The organism is Streptomyces physcomitrii (assembly GCF_012273655.1).
Classification (GTDB): Bacteria; Actinomycetota; Actinomycetes; order Streptomycetales; family Streptomycetaceae; genus Streptomyces; species Streptomyces physcomitrii.
In genome coordinates this window covers 321,495-334,719 of sequence record NZ_JAAWWP010000004.1, presented here as the reverse complement: position 1 = coordinate 334,719, position 13,225 = coordinate 321,495, and the positions used below count along the sequence as shown (strand labels likewise).

Here is a 13,225-nt window from a genome sequence, read left to right as displayed (position 1 = left end):
CCCGGCTTCCGGGTCCGGACACCGCAGCCCGGGGGGACACCGCTCCATGCCGAGGACCACGCCGCGCGAACAGCTCGCGTCGGCCCGCCTGTACCTGTGCGTGGACGCCCGCACCCGGCAGGGCGATCTCCCCGAGTTCCTGGACGCCGTCCTCGCGGGCGGCGTCGACATCGTGCAGCTGCGGCAGAAGGGCCTGGAGGCCGCCGAGGAGCTGGACCACCTCGCCGTCTTCGCCGAGGCCTGCCGCCGGCACGGCAAGCTGCTCGCGGTGAACGACCGCGCCGATGTGGCGCACGCCGCCGGAGCCGACGTCCTGCACCTCGGCCAGGGCGATCTGCCGGTCCCGGCCGCCCGCGCGATCCTCGGGGAGCGGACCCTGATCGGCCGCTCCACCCACGCCGGGCCCGAAGCCGCCGCGGCGGCCTCCCAGCCCGGCGCCGACTACTTCTGCACCGGGCCCTGCTGGCCCACCCCGACCAAGCCCGGACGGCACGCCCCCGGCCTCGACCTGGTCCGGTACGCGGCGGGCCTGGGCACCGCCCGCCCCTGGTTCGCGATCGGCGGGATCGACCTCGGCACGCTGGACCAGGTGCTCGACGCGGGGGCCCGCCGGGTCGTCGTGGTCCGCGCGCTCACCGAGGCGTCGGATCCGGGCGCCGCGGCGGCGGAGTTCGCCCGGCGGCTGCGCGAGGTCTGAGGGCGGCGCCCACCTCTGAGACCGTCCCCGCCTGCCCTGCGAGCGGGACGGCGGGGGGCCGCAGCGTGACCCCCGTGTCCGGTACGTGGACAGCGAGGGCCCGAAACCGGTCGAATCCGGGCCCTCTGGTTGGGGGAGCACGGTTCGCTGACTAACCTTCGGGTATGGCCCTCGGCACTGCTTCCACCAGGACTGATCGCGCGCGGACGGTGCGCGAGATGCTCGCCGCGCAGGCGACCACGTACTCCTTCGAATTCCACGCGCCCAAGACCGAGAAGGGCGAGCGGAACCTGTGGAACGCGCTGCGCAGGGTCGAGGCGGTGGCCCCGAGCTTCGTCTCGGTGACCTACGGCGCGGGCGGCTCCACCCGGGACGGCACGGTGAAGGCGACCGAGCAGATCGTCGCCGACACCACCCTGACACCCATCGCCCACCTCACCGCCGTCGACCACTCGGTGGCCCAGCTGCGCAACATCATCGGGCAGTACGCCGACGCCGGGATCCGCAACATGCTCGCGGTGCGCGGCGATCCGCCGGGCGATCCGACGGCCGAGTGGGTCGCGCACCCCGAGGGGCTGACCTACGCCGCCGAACTGGTCGAACTGATCAAGGAGTCCGGGGACTTCTGCGTCGGCGTCGCCGCCTTCCCGGAGATGCACCCGCGCTCCACCCACGAGGAGAGCGACATACGCCACTTCGTGGACAAGTGCCGGGCGGGCGCGGACTACGCGATCACGCAGATGTTCTTCCGGCCGGAGTCCTATCTGCGGCTGCGCGACCAGGTCGCCGCGGCGGCCTGCGACACCCCGATCATCCCCGAGGTCATGCCGGTGACCAGCGTGCGCATGCTGGAGCGGCTGCCCCAGCTGAGCAACGCCTCGATCCCCGCCGAGCTGAAAGAGCGCATCCTCGCCGCCAAGGACGACCCGGCGGCTGTACGCTCCATTGGCATCGACTTCGCGACGGAGTTCTGCGCGGGGCTGCTCGCCGAGGGTGTGCCCGGACTGCACTTCATCACGCTGAACAACTCCACCGCGACGCTCGAGATCTACGAGAATCTTGGTCTGCATCACACACCGGCCTAGGCCGGCCGTATCCGTCAGGGCCGCGGCCGTACGAGAGGGGCGTACATGGGCTGGACGGTCCTCTACATAGCGTTCGCGATCGTCGCGCTGTGGCTGCTCGGCGAGGTGCTGCTCCAGTACAAGGCGCGGCTGCGCTGGCGGATGCTGGCCTTCGCGGGCTTCCTCGGTGTCGTGCTCGGGGTGCTGATCCCCTCGATCTTCGTCATCGTGCTCGGCGCCCTCGGCTTCGCCACCGGCCAGGCCTTCGTCACCCTCTCCTTCCGGCGCGGCTTCTCCACCGGCTGGGCCCTCGGCGGACGCCCGGGTGCCAGCAAGCGCCGCCGCACCCCCGGCGAAGGCCGCCAGGACCCCACGCTCTCGGTCTCCGGAGTCGAGCCCGCCGAGGCCCCGGCGGGCCCGGGCGGCCCCGGGGACTACGCGCGTCACGCCGAGGACCCCTACGGCTACGGCACCGGTGACCCGGACCACCCCGGTCAGGACCAGGGCGGCCCCGGCGAGCGGGACGAGCGCGAGGAGAACCGCACGCCGCCCGCCCCGCCCTACCCGGACCAGGCCCCCGCCGGACCCGCCCAGGACACCGCCTACACCCCCGGCTTCACCGACCCCGGCTACGCGACCTCCGGCTACCCGCTCCCCCCGGAGCGCCCCGCCTACGCCGAGGACGCGTCCGGCGCCCCGGCCTACCAGCAGAGCGGGTACCAGGACACCGGCTACCGCGGCGGGGAGTACGCGGAACCGGGCTACGCCGGGGCGGGGTACGAGAACGCGGGGTACGAGAACGCGGGGTACGACGGTGCCGGGTACCCGGATCCCGCGGGGGCGTACCAGGCAGGCTCCGGGTACCAGGAGCAGCAGTACCCGGACCGCCCGTACCAGGACCGGCAGTACCAGGAGCAGCAGTACCAGGAACACGGATACCCGGAGCGGCCGTACCAGGACCGTGACTACCAGGACCGTGACTACCAGGACCGTGACTACGGGGACCCCGGGTACCAGGATCGCGGTTACCCCGAGCACGGATACCCGGACCAGCCCTACCCCGGGCCGGGCGGCCCGCAGGACGGCGGCTACGGCCAGGAGCCGTCCGGCGGCTATGCCCCCTACCCGCCGTACTCCGCCCAAGTCCCCGAGGAGCAGCCCGAGTTCTCGGCCTTCGGCCAGGAGGCGCCCTCCTACGCGCCGCCGCCCGTCTACCGGCCGCAGCCGATGCCCGACGACACCGGGAACTACGGCGTCTACAGCGAGGAGGCCTATGCGGCCGCCTCGGCGCCCGGCTACGGGGGCGAGCCCGCCCCGGGCTACGACCAGCCCTACCCGCAGGACGGCGGGTACGCCGGATACCAGGATCCCTACTCCCAGGACCCGGGATCCCACGACTCCTACGGCGGGCAGGGGACATACCCGGCGGCCGGTGGCGGCTGGGCGGGCCCCGGGGACACTCCGCCCGGCGGGGTGTGGGTGCCCCAGCAGCGCGAGGCCGACGAGACCGACCCCTACGGCGGCGCCCTGCCACCGGAGCAGCCCGCCGCGTACCCCTCCGAGAGCGGGTACGAGGGGTACGACGGCCAGCAGTACCGGTACTGACACCGCGCGCCCGGGCCGCCCCGAGGCCCCCGCGGGGCCGTGCCGACGTACCGCTGCCAGGGCGCAACGGGGCCCCGCGGACGTACCGCCGCTGAGGCGAAGGCCGTCCGGGTCGCGCGGCCCGGTGGCGTGGGGCGTCGCGGGGTGCTGTCAGTGCCGCTGCCTACAGTCGGGCGGCATGGCACTCTCCCGAGAAGCACGTGAACAGTTCCTGGCCGAGCCCCGGGTCGCCGCGCTCGGCGTCACCGCGGGCGCGGACCGCGGCCCCCTGCTCGTCCCCGTCTGGTTCGGCTACGAACCCGGCGGCCGGCCCTGGATTCTCACCGGCGCCGACTCCCGCAAGGCCCGACTGATCAAGGCGGCGGGCCGGTTCAGCCTCCTGGTCGAGGATGTGCAGCCCACGGTGCGGTACGTCTCCGTCGAGGGCACGGTGGCCGAGATGACCCCGGGCACCGAGGACACCCACCGCGAGATCGCCTCGCGCTACCTCTCCGGCCCGGAGCTGGAGCGCTACCTCGGCTTCGCGCAGGACACCCTGGGCGAACAGGTGGTGATCCGGATGCGGCCGGAGCACTGGCTCGGCGCGGACCTCGGCGCGGTCTGAGCGGCTCGGCGCGGCGACGTGCGCAACTCCGGCCATGCACCGCCCCGTTGAGGACCGCCCCGTTGGAGGACCGCCGTCACTGCGAGCCGCGGAAGTCCGGGCCCTCCACGATCAGCCCGGCGACCAGCGCCCCTGACATCCCCGCGTGCGCCAGCCCGCCGCCGGGGTGCGACCAGCCGCCGACGGTGAACAGGCCCTCGACGGCGGTGCTGTTGGCGGGGTGCAGCCATCGCCCGCCGCCCGCCGCGAGGGCCGGGGCGGGCACCCCGGGCGTACCGGTGGCGGCCTCGATCTCCCGGGGGGTGCGCACCTCGCGCCACAGCAGGCGCCCGTCGAGGTCCGGGATCTCGCGCCGGGCGGCGGCCGTCATCCGGTCCGCGAAGGAGGTGAGGGGGCCGGGGGAGGGGGCGGATACAGCGTCGTCGGCCGCCTCGGCGGCCTCGCCCGTCGCCGCCGGGACGGTCGCCGTGACCGTGACCGCCTCATGGTCCGGGTCCGGGACGAGCGAGGGGTCCGGCAGCCGGTGCACGGTCACCGTCGGCCGCTCCGGCAGCCCGGGCTCCGCGCCGAACAGGGCCGCCAACTCGCCCTCCCGGTCCGGGGTGTGCACCACCGTCCGGCAGGCGGCCTCCGGGGTCCGGGCGCCCCGCAGGGCGAGCAGCAGGGTCACCCTGCTCCGGGCGGTGCGCCGGGCGGGGACCCCGGTCTCCTCGCGGGCCGGGACGCCGTCGAGGAGCGAGTCCAGTACGTCCGGGGCGACCCCCGCGACCACATGGTCGGCTTCCTCGACGACATGGGCGGCTTCCTCGGCGACGGTGGTGGCCGGGCCGCCGCCCGCCTCCGCCTGAGCGGCCCCGGTACCCTCCGCCCCGGCGTCCCGCACCCCGGTGTCCACGGCCACCCCGACGGCACGGCCGCCGCGGATGACGACCCGGCGCACCGGGGTGCCGAAGCGGAAGCGGACGCGGCGTTCCCGGCACCGCTCGTACAGGGCGTCCGCCAGGGCACGCATGCCGCCCTCGACGGACCAGAGGCCGAAGGTCTGCTCCATGTACGGCAGCACGGCGGCGCTCGCCGGTGCCGTGCGCGGATCGAGCCCGGCGGCCAGCGCGTACTGCTCCAGGAGGGCCCGCAGCCGTGGTTCGTCGCCGAGTTCGAGCGCGGCGATCTCCGCGAGGGTGGTGGCCCTCAGCTCGCGGCGCAGCAGTCGCCGCCGGGGCACGGCCGGATAGGGCTCCCGCTCGGCGAGCACCTGCCAGTTGGGCCACAGGGGCTCCTCCAGCAAGGGCCTGCGGCTGCGGTCCCAGGCCTCCCTGGCCCGGTTCACGAAGGCGGCCCAGCGCTCCCCGCTGCCCGCGCCGAGCGCCGCGTCCAGGGCCTGGCCGACCCCGGCCCGCGAGGCGTTGGGCAGGTCCACGCGGGTGCCGTCGGCGAAGAGATGGCGTACCGCGGGCTCGACCTGGGTCAGGCCGAGACGGTCCTCCAGGGACTTCCGGCCGGTCTTGACGAAGAGGTCGCGGTAGACCGCGGGGAGGGTCAGCAGCACCGGGCCGGTGTCGAAGGCGAAGCCGTCCCGGGTGCTTCGGCCGAGGGCTCCGCCGTGGGTGGCGCCGCGCTCGTACACCACCACGTCGTGGCCCGCCACGGCGAGCCGGGCGGCCGCCGCCATGGCGCCCATGCCCGCGCCGATCACCGCAATCCGTGCCATGCCAGGGACTGTAGCGGGGCGCCGGAACCGGCTGCGTACCGGACCGGGCGGCAGGCCCGCGCACCGCGCTCACCCACCGGGTCACCCCGCGGGCTCACCCGCCGCGCCCGCTCACCAGGGCGCGGGCCGGCCCACCCCCGCGGCCCGGGCCGCGCGCCGTTCGGCCCGGCGCCGCCAGAAGCGCCGGATCCGGGAGAACAGCAGGAACACCAGGCCGATTCCGGTGAGCAGCAGCAGGGCCGCGAGCGCCGCCGCCAGTTCCGGGTGGAACAGGGCGAAGGTGAGCAGGCCCGCCACCCCGAGGTCCTCCAGGAGCGAGAGGACGATATTGCTGGCGGGCTCCGGGGAGGTGTTCACCGCCATCCGCGTGCCCGCCTTCACCAGATGGCTGACCAGCGCGGTGGAGCCGCCGAGCGCCCCGGCCACCAGGTCCGGGAGCGAGCCGCTCTGCCCGGCGAGCAGGGCGCCCACCACGGCACCGGAGACCGGCCGGATCACGGTGTGCGCCACGTCCCAGACCGAGTCGACGTACGGGATCTTGTCGGCGACCGCCTCGCAGAGGAAGAGCACGGCGGCGGCGCACAGGACCTCGGGCCGCTGCAGTGCCTCGGGGACCTCGTCGCTCACCCCGGTCGCGCCGAAGAGGCCGAGCAGCAGGACGACGGCGTAGGCGTTGATCCCGCTCGCCCAGCCGCTGGTGAAGACAAGCGGGAGTACGGACACCGGCCGATGGTAACCAGCGCGGTACCGGGAGCGGCACCCGTGCGGGGACTGAGTATCCGTACCCAGAAGGGCAGTTGAGTATCCGCACGGATAGGAACGGGCGCGGCGGCGGGCCAGAGTGGGGGACACAGCGGGGCACGGCACCGGACCGCCGACACGGGGCGGCGGAACGGGCCGGCCCGGCTGACCGGCTCCGCGGACCACGGAGCGCGGGGGATTCGGGGGCAGGCAACGGGGGCGCCGGCCCGGTGCATCGGCACCGGGCCGGCGCTGTGCTCGTCCGCTCGGGGTACGCAGCACCCTCCGACCCCGGCGGTCTTCGGCCAAGTTACTTCCGCCCCAAATCGCCGGTGCCTCGCGGGTCCCGCGCGGCCGGTCCGCCTCAGCGGCGGGTGGCCACCCGGCCCTGGAGGAGCAGCGAGAGGGCGGCGTGGACGTCGGCGAGGCTGCGGTCCGGCTGGAAGGTGCGCCAGTCCAGGGCGACCACCAGGACCATCCCGATCATGGCCGAGGCGGTCAGCGGTACGTCCATCTCGCCGCTGAACTCCCCGCTCGCCACACCCGCGGCGAGCACCTTCTCCACCACCGCGACCGCGTCCTGGCGGACCACCCGCAGGACGCCGGTCCAGTCGTTGTTCGCCCGCCACAGCTCGCTGACGTACATCGTGGTGATCGCCGGATAGCGCTCGATGAAGCCGAGTCCGGCCCCGATCATCGCGTCGAGGGCGTCGACCTGGCTGCCGCCCGCGCGCGCCGACTCCTCGGCGGCCCCGCTCAGGGAGGCGGTGAGCAGGGCGACGCCATGGCGCAGCAGCTCCTCGAAGAGGACCGACTTGCTCGCGAAGTTGTAGTAGACGGTGCCCTTCGCGACGCCCGCCCGTTCCGCGATCTCGTCGACCGTGGTCGCGGAGAAGCCCTGCTCGGCGATGAGGGCCACCGCCGCCTCGAAGACCTTCTGCCGGGTCGCCCCGCGTCGTCCACTGCTGCTGCTCGCCATGGCACTGATTGTCACAGGCTCAGCTCCGGGTGGAGACGGTCGAAGGTCCACACCTGCTTGCGCCGGGCCGAGAGCGCGGTCAGCGTGAGCGCGCCGAGCAGGAAGGCGAGCAGGACCACCGAGCCGGTCCACACCGGGGCGAGGCCGCCGCCGGTGATCAGCCGCCGGAGCGCCTCGACGATGTAGCTCATCGGCAGGAAGGGGTGGATCCAGTTGAAGAAGCGGGGGCTGGTCTCCACCGGATAGGTGCCGCCCGCCGAGGTCAGCTGGAGCATGAGCAGCGCGAGGACGAGGATCCTCCCGGCCGCCCCGAAGCGGGCGTTGAGCCACTGCACGATCGCCGCGTAGCAGCCCACCACGAGGACCAGGAAGGCGGCGGTGCCCGCGGCCCGCTCCACCTCCAGGCCCATGCCCGGGGCCCAGTGCAGCACCGCCATCAGCGCCGCGGCCTGCGCGACCCCGAGCGCCGCCACCGGCAGCCAGCCGGCCAGGGTGATCCGCCAGGCCGAGGCGCCCGCCGCGAGCGCCCGCTGGTTCAGCGGCGTGATCAGCATGTACGCCACCATCGCGCCCACCCACAGGGCCAGCGGGATGAAGTACGGGGCGAATCCGGTGCCGTAGTTCGGCGCCTTGTGCAGGGCCTGGGAGGCGAGTTGCACGGGGTCGGACATGACGCCGGTGCGCTGGTCGCGGTCCTTGTCCCCGTAGTCGGGTATCTGCTCGACACCGTCCTCGAGTCCGCCCGCCAGCCGGTGCGAGCCGTCGGCCAGCTTGAACATGCCGCCGTGCAGCTTGTCCGCGCCCTTCTCCAGGCGGGTGAGCCCGGAGTCCAGCTTCTTTGCGCCCCGGTGCGCGGTGCCGAGGCCGGTGTGCAGTTTCCCGGCGCCGCCCGCGACCTGGTGGGCACCGGAGTTGAGCTTGTTGACCTGGGCGACGGCCTTCTTCAGGTCCTTGTCCAGGTGCGGGGCGGCCTCGGCGAGGGCCGCGGACTGCTTCTGCAGGGTGGCGAGCTGCTTGTCCAGCCTGCCGACGTCGTAGTCGTAGTCCTTGAGGACCTCGTCGACGTCCGCGGTCAGCTTCGCCGCCTTCTCCGCCGCGTCCCTGGCCTTCTTCAGGTCCGCGCAGGCCGGGTCGGCGACGGCGGCCTGCTCACAGCGGCGGGTGTAGACCTCGTCCAGGGTGTCGGCGGCCTTGCGGGTGCCCTCGGCGGCGACCGGGGCGACCTTGACGAAGGTGTCGAGGTGCTCGCGGATGACGCCGGTGGAGTCGGCGACGAGCTGCGCGGTGTGCGCGATCGCCTTCTTGTTGTCCCGCAGGAAGGGGGCCAGCTTGCCGTTGACGCCGTTGACCTTGTCGGCGAGCTGCTGGGTGCCGTCCGCGACCTGGGTCGCCCCCGAGGCGAGGTCCTTGGACCCCTTGTCCAGCTTGGTCATCCCGTCGTTGAGCTTCCCGCTGCCGGTCTTCGCCTCCTTCAGCCCGTCGACGAGCTGCTGGGAGCCGCCCTTGGCCTGCCCGATGCCGCCTTCGAGCTGGGAGGCGCCCTTGGCCGCCTTCGCGGTCTGGTCGTGCAGATCGGAGAAGGCGATGAAGATCCGGTCGAAGAAGGTGCGCGAGGCCTTGCTGGAGGCCGCCGAGCGGACCTCGGAGAAGACCGTCCGGGAGATCTGCCCGACGATGTAGTTGTTGGAGTCGTTGGTCTCCACGCGCAGCGGACTGGTCTCGGGGCGGTCGCCCGCACTGGAGGCGATCCGCTTGCTGAAGTCCGCGGGCATGGTCAGCGACAGGTAGTACTTCCCGCTCGCGACACCCGACTCGGCCTCCTCGGCGCTGACCTCCCGCCAGTCGAAGGTGTCGCTGCCGTGCAGCCCCTCGACCAGATCGGCACCGGCGGCCACCTTCTTCCCGTCGTCGACGGCCCCTTTGTCCTCGTTGACCAGGGCCACCGGGATGCGGTCGAGGCGGCTGTACGGATCCCAGAAGGACCACAGGTACAGCGCGCCGTAGAGCAGGGGCAGCAGCAGGAGCGCGACCAGCGCGGCCCTCGGCAGCCGCCCCCTGGCGAACCGCTTGAACTCAAGCGCGGCCAGTTTCGGCGAGCGCATCCCCGTTCTCCTTCCCGGTGGTGCCGGTGGTGCTGCTGTCGTCCTCGGGCCGCGCGTCCGCCTGCGTACCGCCGTCGGGGGCCGTTCGCGTACCGTCCTCGGGGGCCGTGGACCGGCCGCTCTCCTGCCGGGGTGCGGTGGAGACGACCAGGGCGCCCGCGGGTGCCTCGCTGCACACGGCGAGGACGGTGAGCCCCTGGCCGGCGAGGGCGGCGAGCAGCTCCCAGATCTCCGCGCGCTCGGCGTCCGAGAGCTTCAGATCGGTGTCGTCGACGCCGAGCAGCCGCGGGCGGCCGATCAGCGCCAGCGCGATCGACAGCCGCAGCGCCTCGGTGCGCTCCAGGTCGCGGACGGCGGTACGCAGGCCCTTGGGCAGCGTCGCGGGATCGAGTCCCGCGGCGGCCAGCGCCTCGTCGACCCGCTGCCGCGCCTCGGCCCGGCGCTCGCTCCGGGGGCGCAGCAGTCCGCGCAGCGAGCCGCCGAAGCGGCGCTGGAGCAGGGCCCGTTCGCGCAGGTGCTCGGCGACGGTGAGCGCGGGTTCGAGCTCGGCGACGCCGGGGGTGTGGCCCAGCGCGCTGATCCGGCGCAGGGCGGCCAGTTGCTTCGGCAGCCGCAGCCCGCCGATCCGGGCGGTGCCCTCCGTGGTGCGCATCCGGCCGGTGAGGGCGAGGAGCAGACAGGTCCGGCCCGAGCCGGAGGGCCCTTCGAGGGCGATCAGGGAACCGGCCGGTGCGTCGAGGGTGACCCCGCGGAAGGCCCAGCCTCTCGGGCCCCGCAGGCCGAGGTCCTCGGTCGTGACGGCGGCGCCGTCGGTGCTCGCGGCCGGTTTCGCGGCCTGGGGCCCGTCCACCTGTCTCCCCTTCTGTCCTGCTGCCTTCTGCGGCATCTCGGCTGCCCCGGCCAGTTTTTGTACTGACCGGTCAGTTCAAAAATAGCCACGCCCCTCCGCGAGGTAAAGCCGCACTGCCCCAACTCCGGTGCGCGGGCCGGGCGGAGAGGGCATCACCGCAGGTCGCGCCGGATTGTCAGTGGTGTACGTCACGATGTGGGCATACGGGATGACGAGCCGCGACCGAGCGGTCCGGTCCCGTACCAGTGCCGTACATGCGCACTCATGGACGACAGGAGGTTCGTCATGGCCGCCTCATCCAGTGCCGCCGCGCGCCGGGCCCGTCCCGGCGCACAGGTGCCGACCGGCAGGGCGTCCGACGTCCACCCGGTGCTGCGCAGGGCCGCGGCGCCGCCGGCCGCGCTCGACCTGCTCGCCCAGGCCCGCGAGGGCCTCGACGAAGCCGCGCTCCTGCCCACCTCGAACGAGCAGTACGCCACCGCCCACCTCGCCGCCCTGCGCACCGCCGCCGCGGTGCTCGCCGCCCGGGGACGGCCCGAGAGCTCGCCGCGCCGCCGGGAACGCATCCGGAGCGCCTGGGAGGTCCTGCCGGGGATCGCCCCCGAACTCACCGAGTGGTGCGCCCTGTTCGCCTCCGGGGCGCAGCGCAGGGCGCGCGCCGAGGCCGGCATAAAGGGCGCGGCCGGGCAGCGGGACGCGGACGATCTGCGCCGGGACGTGGAGATGTTCCTCGGCATCGTCGAACGCCTCCTGGTCCCGGAACCGACCCTGCCCCGGCCGCGTACCCGGGAGGAGGAGCCGCCGGGTGCGCAAGGGGGCGGCGGGGACGCCCCGGAGATACGGGCCCGCACCGGCTGAGCGGGGGAGGCCGCCGCGGCCGGGCCCCTGCGCGCGCCGGTGCGCGCGGGGGCGGCGGGGCGCGTGCCCGCCGGGGGCACGGGCGCCCCGGCCGAGGCAATAGGCTGGCACCCCTGCCGCGCCGCGGACCCCGTGAGCCGGCCGCAAGCAGCCCATCGCTCCGCCCTTCGGGGGCGGTGCCGCGCCGAGGAGTCAAAGCCGTGCCGGACCCGATGCGCCCCCGCGCCGCACTGAGAACCGCCGTGGTCTGGGACGTGCTGCGCGAAGCCCTCGACGACCGGGTCGCGGTCACCGGCCGCAAGGCGCTCGACGTCCTCGACACCGGCGGCGGCAGCGGCCACTTCGCGGTGCCGGTCGCCCGCCTGGGCCACCGGGTCACCGTCGTCGACCCGAGCCCCAACGCCCTCTTCGCCCTGGAGCGCAGGGCCGCCGAGGAGGGCGTCGCCGAGCGGGTGCGCGGCGTTCAGGGCGATGCCCACGGCCTCTTCGAGGTGGTGGAGCGCGAGGGGTACGACGCGGTCCTGTGCCACGGCGTCCTGGAGTACGTGGACGACCCCGCCGAGGGCCTGCGCAATGTCACCGGGGCGCTGCGCGAGGCGGGCGCCCTGAGCCTGCTCGCCGCGGGGCTCGGCGGCGCGGTGCTCGCCCGCGCGCTCGCCGGGCACTTCAAGGAGGCGCGGCGCGCGCTCACCGACACCGAGGGCCGCTGGGGCGAGGGCGACCCGGTGCCCCGGCGCTTCACCCCCGAACAGCTCACCGCGCTCGCCGAGGAGGCGGGCATCGGCGTCGGCGCCGTGCACGGGGTGCGGGTCTTCGCCGACCTGGTCCCCGGCGCGCTCGTGGACACCGAGCCCGGCGCCCTGGACGCCCTGCTCCAGCTGGAGGCGGCCGCCGCCGAGCTGCCCGCCTTCCGCTCCGTGGCCACGCAGCTGCATGTGCTCGGAGTGAAGCGAGTGACGCAGGGTGAGTGAGAGCCCGGATTCCGGTCCCGCCGGCCCCGCCCCGGGGGCTGATCAGCGACGAAGCGGTGGATGGAGTACGCCACAGCCCCTCCGCTGAGGGCCCGGGCGCCGTATGATCGGTGCAGGAGCCTGCCTCTCGGATCCTGGCGGGTCGCCGTCGGCGTTCGCGTCGGCGCCCGGCCGCCCCGGCGAGATCCGAGAGACAGGCCCTGACGGTCCGGCATGACGGACCGGCCGCTGGGGAATGACGGCTTCAGCGGGTCCGGTCTCCATGGCGGTCCGGTATGGCGAAGTTGGCGTAGAGGGGCGGGTTTCACGGGGGCGATTCCCTGCCTATCCTGAAGGGGACCCCCGGTCGCCCCCGGCGACTGCACGATGAGGAGGACTCCGTGCCGCTCTCAGAGCACGAGCAGCGAATGCTCGAGCAGATGGAGCGAGCGCTGTACGCCGAAGATCCCAAGTTCGCGACAGCGCTTGAGGGAAGCGGGCTGCGTACGTACACCCGGCGACGGGTCTACCAGGCGGTCGCAGGCTTCCTGGTGGGTATCGCGCTCCTCATGGCCGGAATGGTCGCCCAGCAGATCTGGATCAGCGTGGTGGGCTTCCTCGTCATGCTGGGCTGTGCGGTGCTCGCCGTCACCGGCTGGCGCAAGGCTCCCAAGCCGGGCGAGCAGCAACAGCAGTCCGGATCCGGCAACCGGGGCGGCGGCAGCGCGCGGCGCCAGTCCCGCCAGCGGCGTTCCGTGATGGACCGCATCGAGCAGCGCTGGCAGCGTCGCCGCGACGAACAGGGCCACTGAGTCTTCGCCGCCCCCGCGGGCGGCGGCAGTACGCATCCGAGGGGTGACCGGCAGGCCGGTCACCCCTCAGGCGTATCCGGGGCCGGGCAGTTTCCCGGGGCTCCGGCCGATCCGGTTCATGACCTCCCGAGGCCGTGCCGTTCCCGGCGCCCCGGGTTCCCCCGGCGGGCGCCGCACCCGCGCTTCGGAGGAGCCGGGCCGATCCGGCTGAAGTCCCGCCCCGGAACCGGTCGCCGGGACCGAGTTCCGGGCTCT

General features: G+C 74.2%; 11 protein-coding genes and 1 pseudogene. 7 read left to right on the top strand and 5 right to left on the bottom strand.

The window, feature by feature from the left end:
- The first annotated feature begins 46 nt into the window (after window positions 1-46).
- The 4 genes and pseudogenes from thiE to HFV08_RS09255 all read left to right on the top strand — a co-directional run bounded on the left by thiE (window position 47) and on the right by HFV08_RS09255 (window position 3,970).
- Window positions 47-697, top strand: a complete 651-nt coding sequence (thiE, locus tag HFV08_RS09270; protein WP_168537717.1) for a thiamine phosphate synthase — start codon at window positions 47-49, stop codon at window positions 695-697.
- Between the two features lie 164 nt (window positions 698-861).
- Entirely contained in the window at window positions 862-1,782 is a 921-nt protein-coding gene (metF, locus tag HFV08_RS09265) for a methylenetetrahydrofolate reductase [NAD(P)H] (protein ID WP_168537715.1), read from the top strand.
- A gap of 45 nt (window positions 1,783-1,827) precedes the next feature.
- Window positions 1,828-2,161 (top strand): annotated as a pseudogene (locus HFV08_RS32645) (hypothetical protein); the annotation flags it as partial.
- 1,383 nt (window positions 2,162-3,544) lie between these two features.
- Window positions 3,545-3,970, top strand: coding sequence for a pyridoxamine 5'-phosphate oxidase family protein (locus HFV08_RS09255; RefSeq protein ID WP_168537713.1), 426 nt, complete (start codon window positions 3,545-3,547; stop codon window positions 3,968-3,970).
- Window positions 3,971-4,046: 76 nt separating this feature from the next.
- On the opposite strand, the gene HFV08_RS09250 is transcribed toward HFV08_RS09255, so the two are convergent.
- The 5 genes from HFV08_RS09250 to HFV08_RS09230 form a co-directional block, all read right to left on the bottom strand.
- Window positions 4,047-5,678 carry a phytoene desaturase family protein gene (locus HFV08_RS09250; protein WP_168537711.1) on the bottom strand — a complete coding sequence of 544 codons (1,632 nt, stop codon included), beginning with the start codon at window positions 5,676-5,678 and terminating at the stop codon, window positions 4,047-4,049.
- Between the two features lie 111 nt (window positions 5,679-5,789).
- The gene (locus tag HFV08_RS09245; RefSeq protein ID WP_168537709.1) at window positions 5,790-6,401 is read right to left on the bottom strand and encodes a DUF4126 domain-containing protein; all 612 of its coding nucleotides are present in this window, start codon (window positions 6,399-6,401) and stop codon (window positions 5,790-5,792) included.
- A gap of 382 nt (window positions 6,402-6,783) precedes the next feature.
- Window positions 6,784-7,398, bottom strand: coding sequence for a TetR/AcrR family transcriptional regulator (locus HFV08_RS09240; protein ID WP_040254365.1), 615 nt, complete (start codon window positions 7,396-7,398; stop codon window positions 6,784-6,786).
- 11 nt (window positions 7,399-7,409) lie between these two features.
- Window positions 7,410-9,500 carry a YhgE/Pip domain-containing protein gene (locus HFV08_RS09235; RefSeq protein WP_168537707.1) on the bottom strand — a complete coding sequence of 697 codons (2,091 nt, stop codon included), beginning with the start codon at window positions 9,498-9,500 and terminating at the stop codon, window positions 7,410-7,412.
- Window positions 9,472-10,350 carry an ATP-binding cassette domain-containing protein gene (locus HFV08_RS09230; protein WP_312885481.1) on the bottom strand — a complete coding sequence of 293 codons (879 nt, stop codon included), beginning with the start codon at window positions 10,348-10,350 and terminating at the stop codon, window positions 9,472-9,474. Before HFV08_RS09230 ends, HFV08_RS09235 begins: the two co-directional genes overlap by 29 nt.
- Window positions 10,351-10,635: 285 nt before the next feature.
- Between HFV08_RS09230 and HFV08_RS09225 the strand changes: the two genes are divergently transcribed.
- The 3 genes from HFV08_RS09225 to HFV08_RS09215 all read left to right on the top strand — a co-directional run bounded on the left by HFV08_RS09225 (window position 10,636) and on the right by HFV08_RS09215 (window position 12,970).
- Entirely contained in the window at window positions 10,636-11,208 is a 573-nt protein-coding gene (locus HFV08_RS09225; RefSeq protein ID WP_168537700.1) for an SAV_6107 family HEPN domain-containing protein, read from the top strand.
- Window positions 11,209-11,408: 200 nt separating this feature from the next.
- Window positions 11,409-12,179, top strand: coding sequence for a methyltransferase (locus HFV08_RS09220; RefSeq protein ID WP_168537698.1), 771 nt, complete (start codon window positions 11,409-11,411; stop codon window positions 12,177-12,179).
- Window positions 12,180-12,559: 380 nt separating this feature from the next.
- Window positions 12,560-12,970: an SCO2097 family morphological protein gene (locus tag HFV08_RS09215; protein WP_168537696.1), complete on the top strand. Its 411-nt coding sequence runs from the start codon at window positions 12,560-12,562 to the stop codon at window positions 12,968-12,970.
- Window positions 12,971-13,225 lie beyond the last annotated feature (255 nt).

What these genes read in the sequence shown, in the direction of transcription:
- HFV08_RS09225 (WP_168537700.1), top strand. Translation starts at nt 10,636, where the DNA reads ATGGCCGCCTCATCCAGTGCCGCCGCGCGCCGGGCCCGTCCCGGCGCA.
- HFV08_RS09255 (WP_168537713.1), top strand. Translation starts at nt 3,545, where the DNA reads ATGGCACTCTCCCGAGAAGCACGTGAACAGTTCCTGGCCGAGCCCCGG.
- HFV08_RS09250 (WP_168537711.1), bottom strand. Translation starts at nt 5,678, where the DNA reads ATGGCACGGATTGCGGTGATCGGCGCGGGCATGGGCGCCATGGCGGCG.
- HFV08_RS09240 (WP_040254365.1), bottom strand. Translation starts at nt 7,398, where the DNA reads ATGGCGAGCAGCAGCAGTGGACGACGCGGGGCGACCCGGCAGAAGGTC.
- metF (WP_168537715.1), top strand. Translation starts at nt 862, where the DNA reads ATGGCCCTCGGCACTGCTTCCACCAGGACTGATCGCGCGCGGACGGTG.
- thiE (WP_168537717.1), top strand. Translation starts at nt 47, where the DNA reads ATGCCGAGGACCACGCCGCGCGAACAGCTCGCGTCGGCCCGCCTGTAC.
- HFV08_RS09235 (WP_168537707.1), bottom strand. Translation starts at nt 9,500, where the DNA reads ATGCGCTCGCCGAAACTGGCCGCGCTTGAGTTCAAGCGGTTCGCCAGG.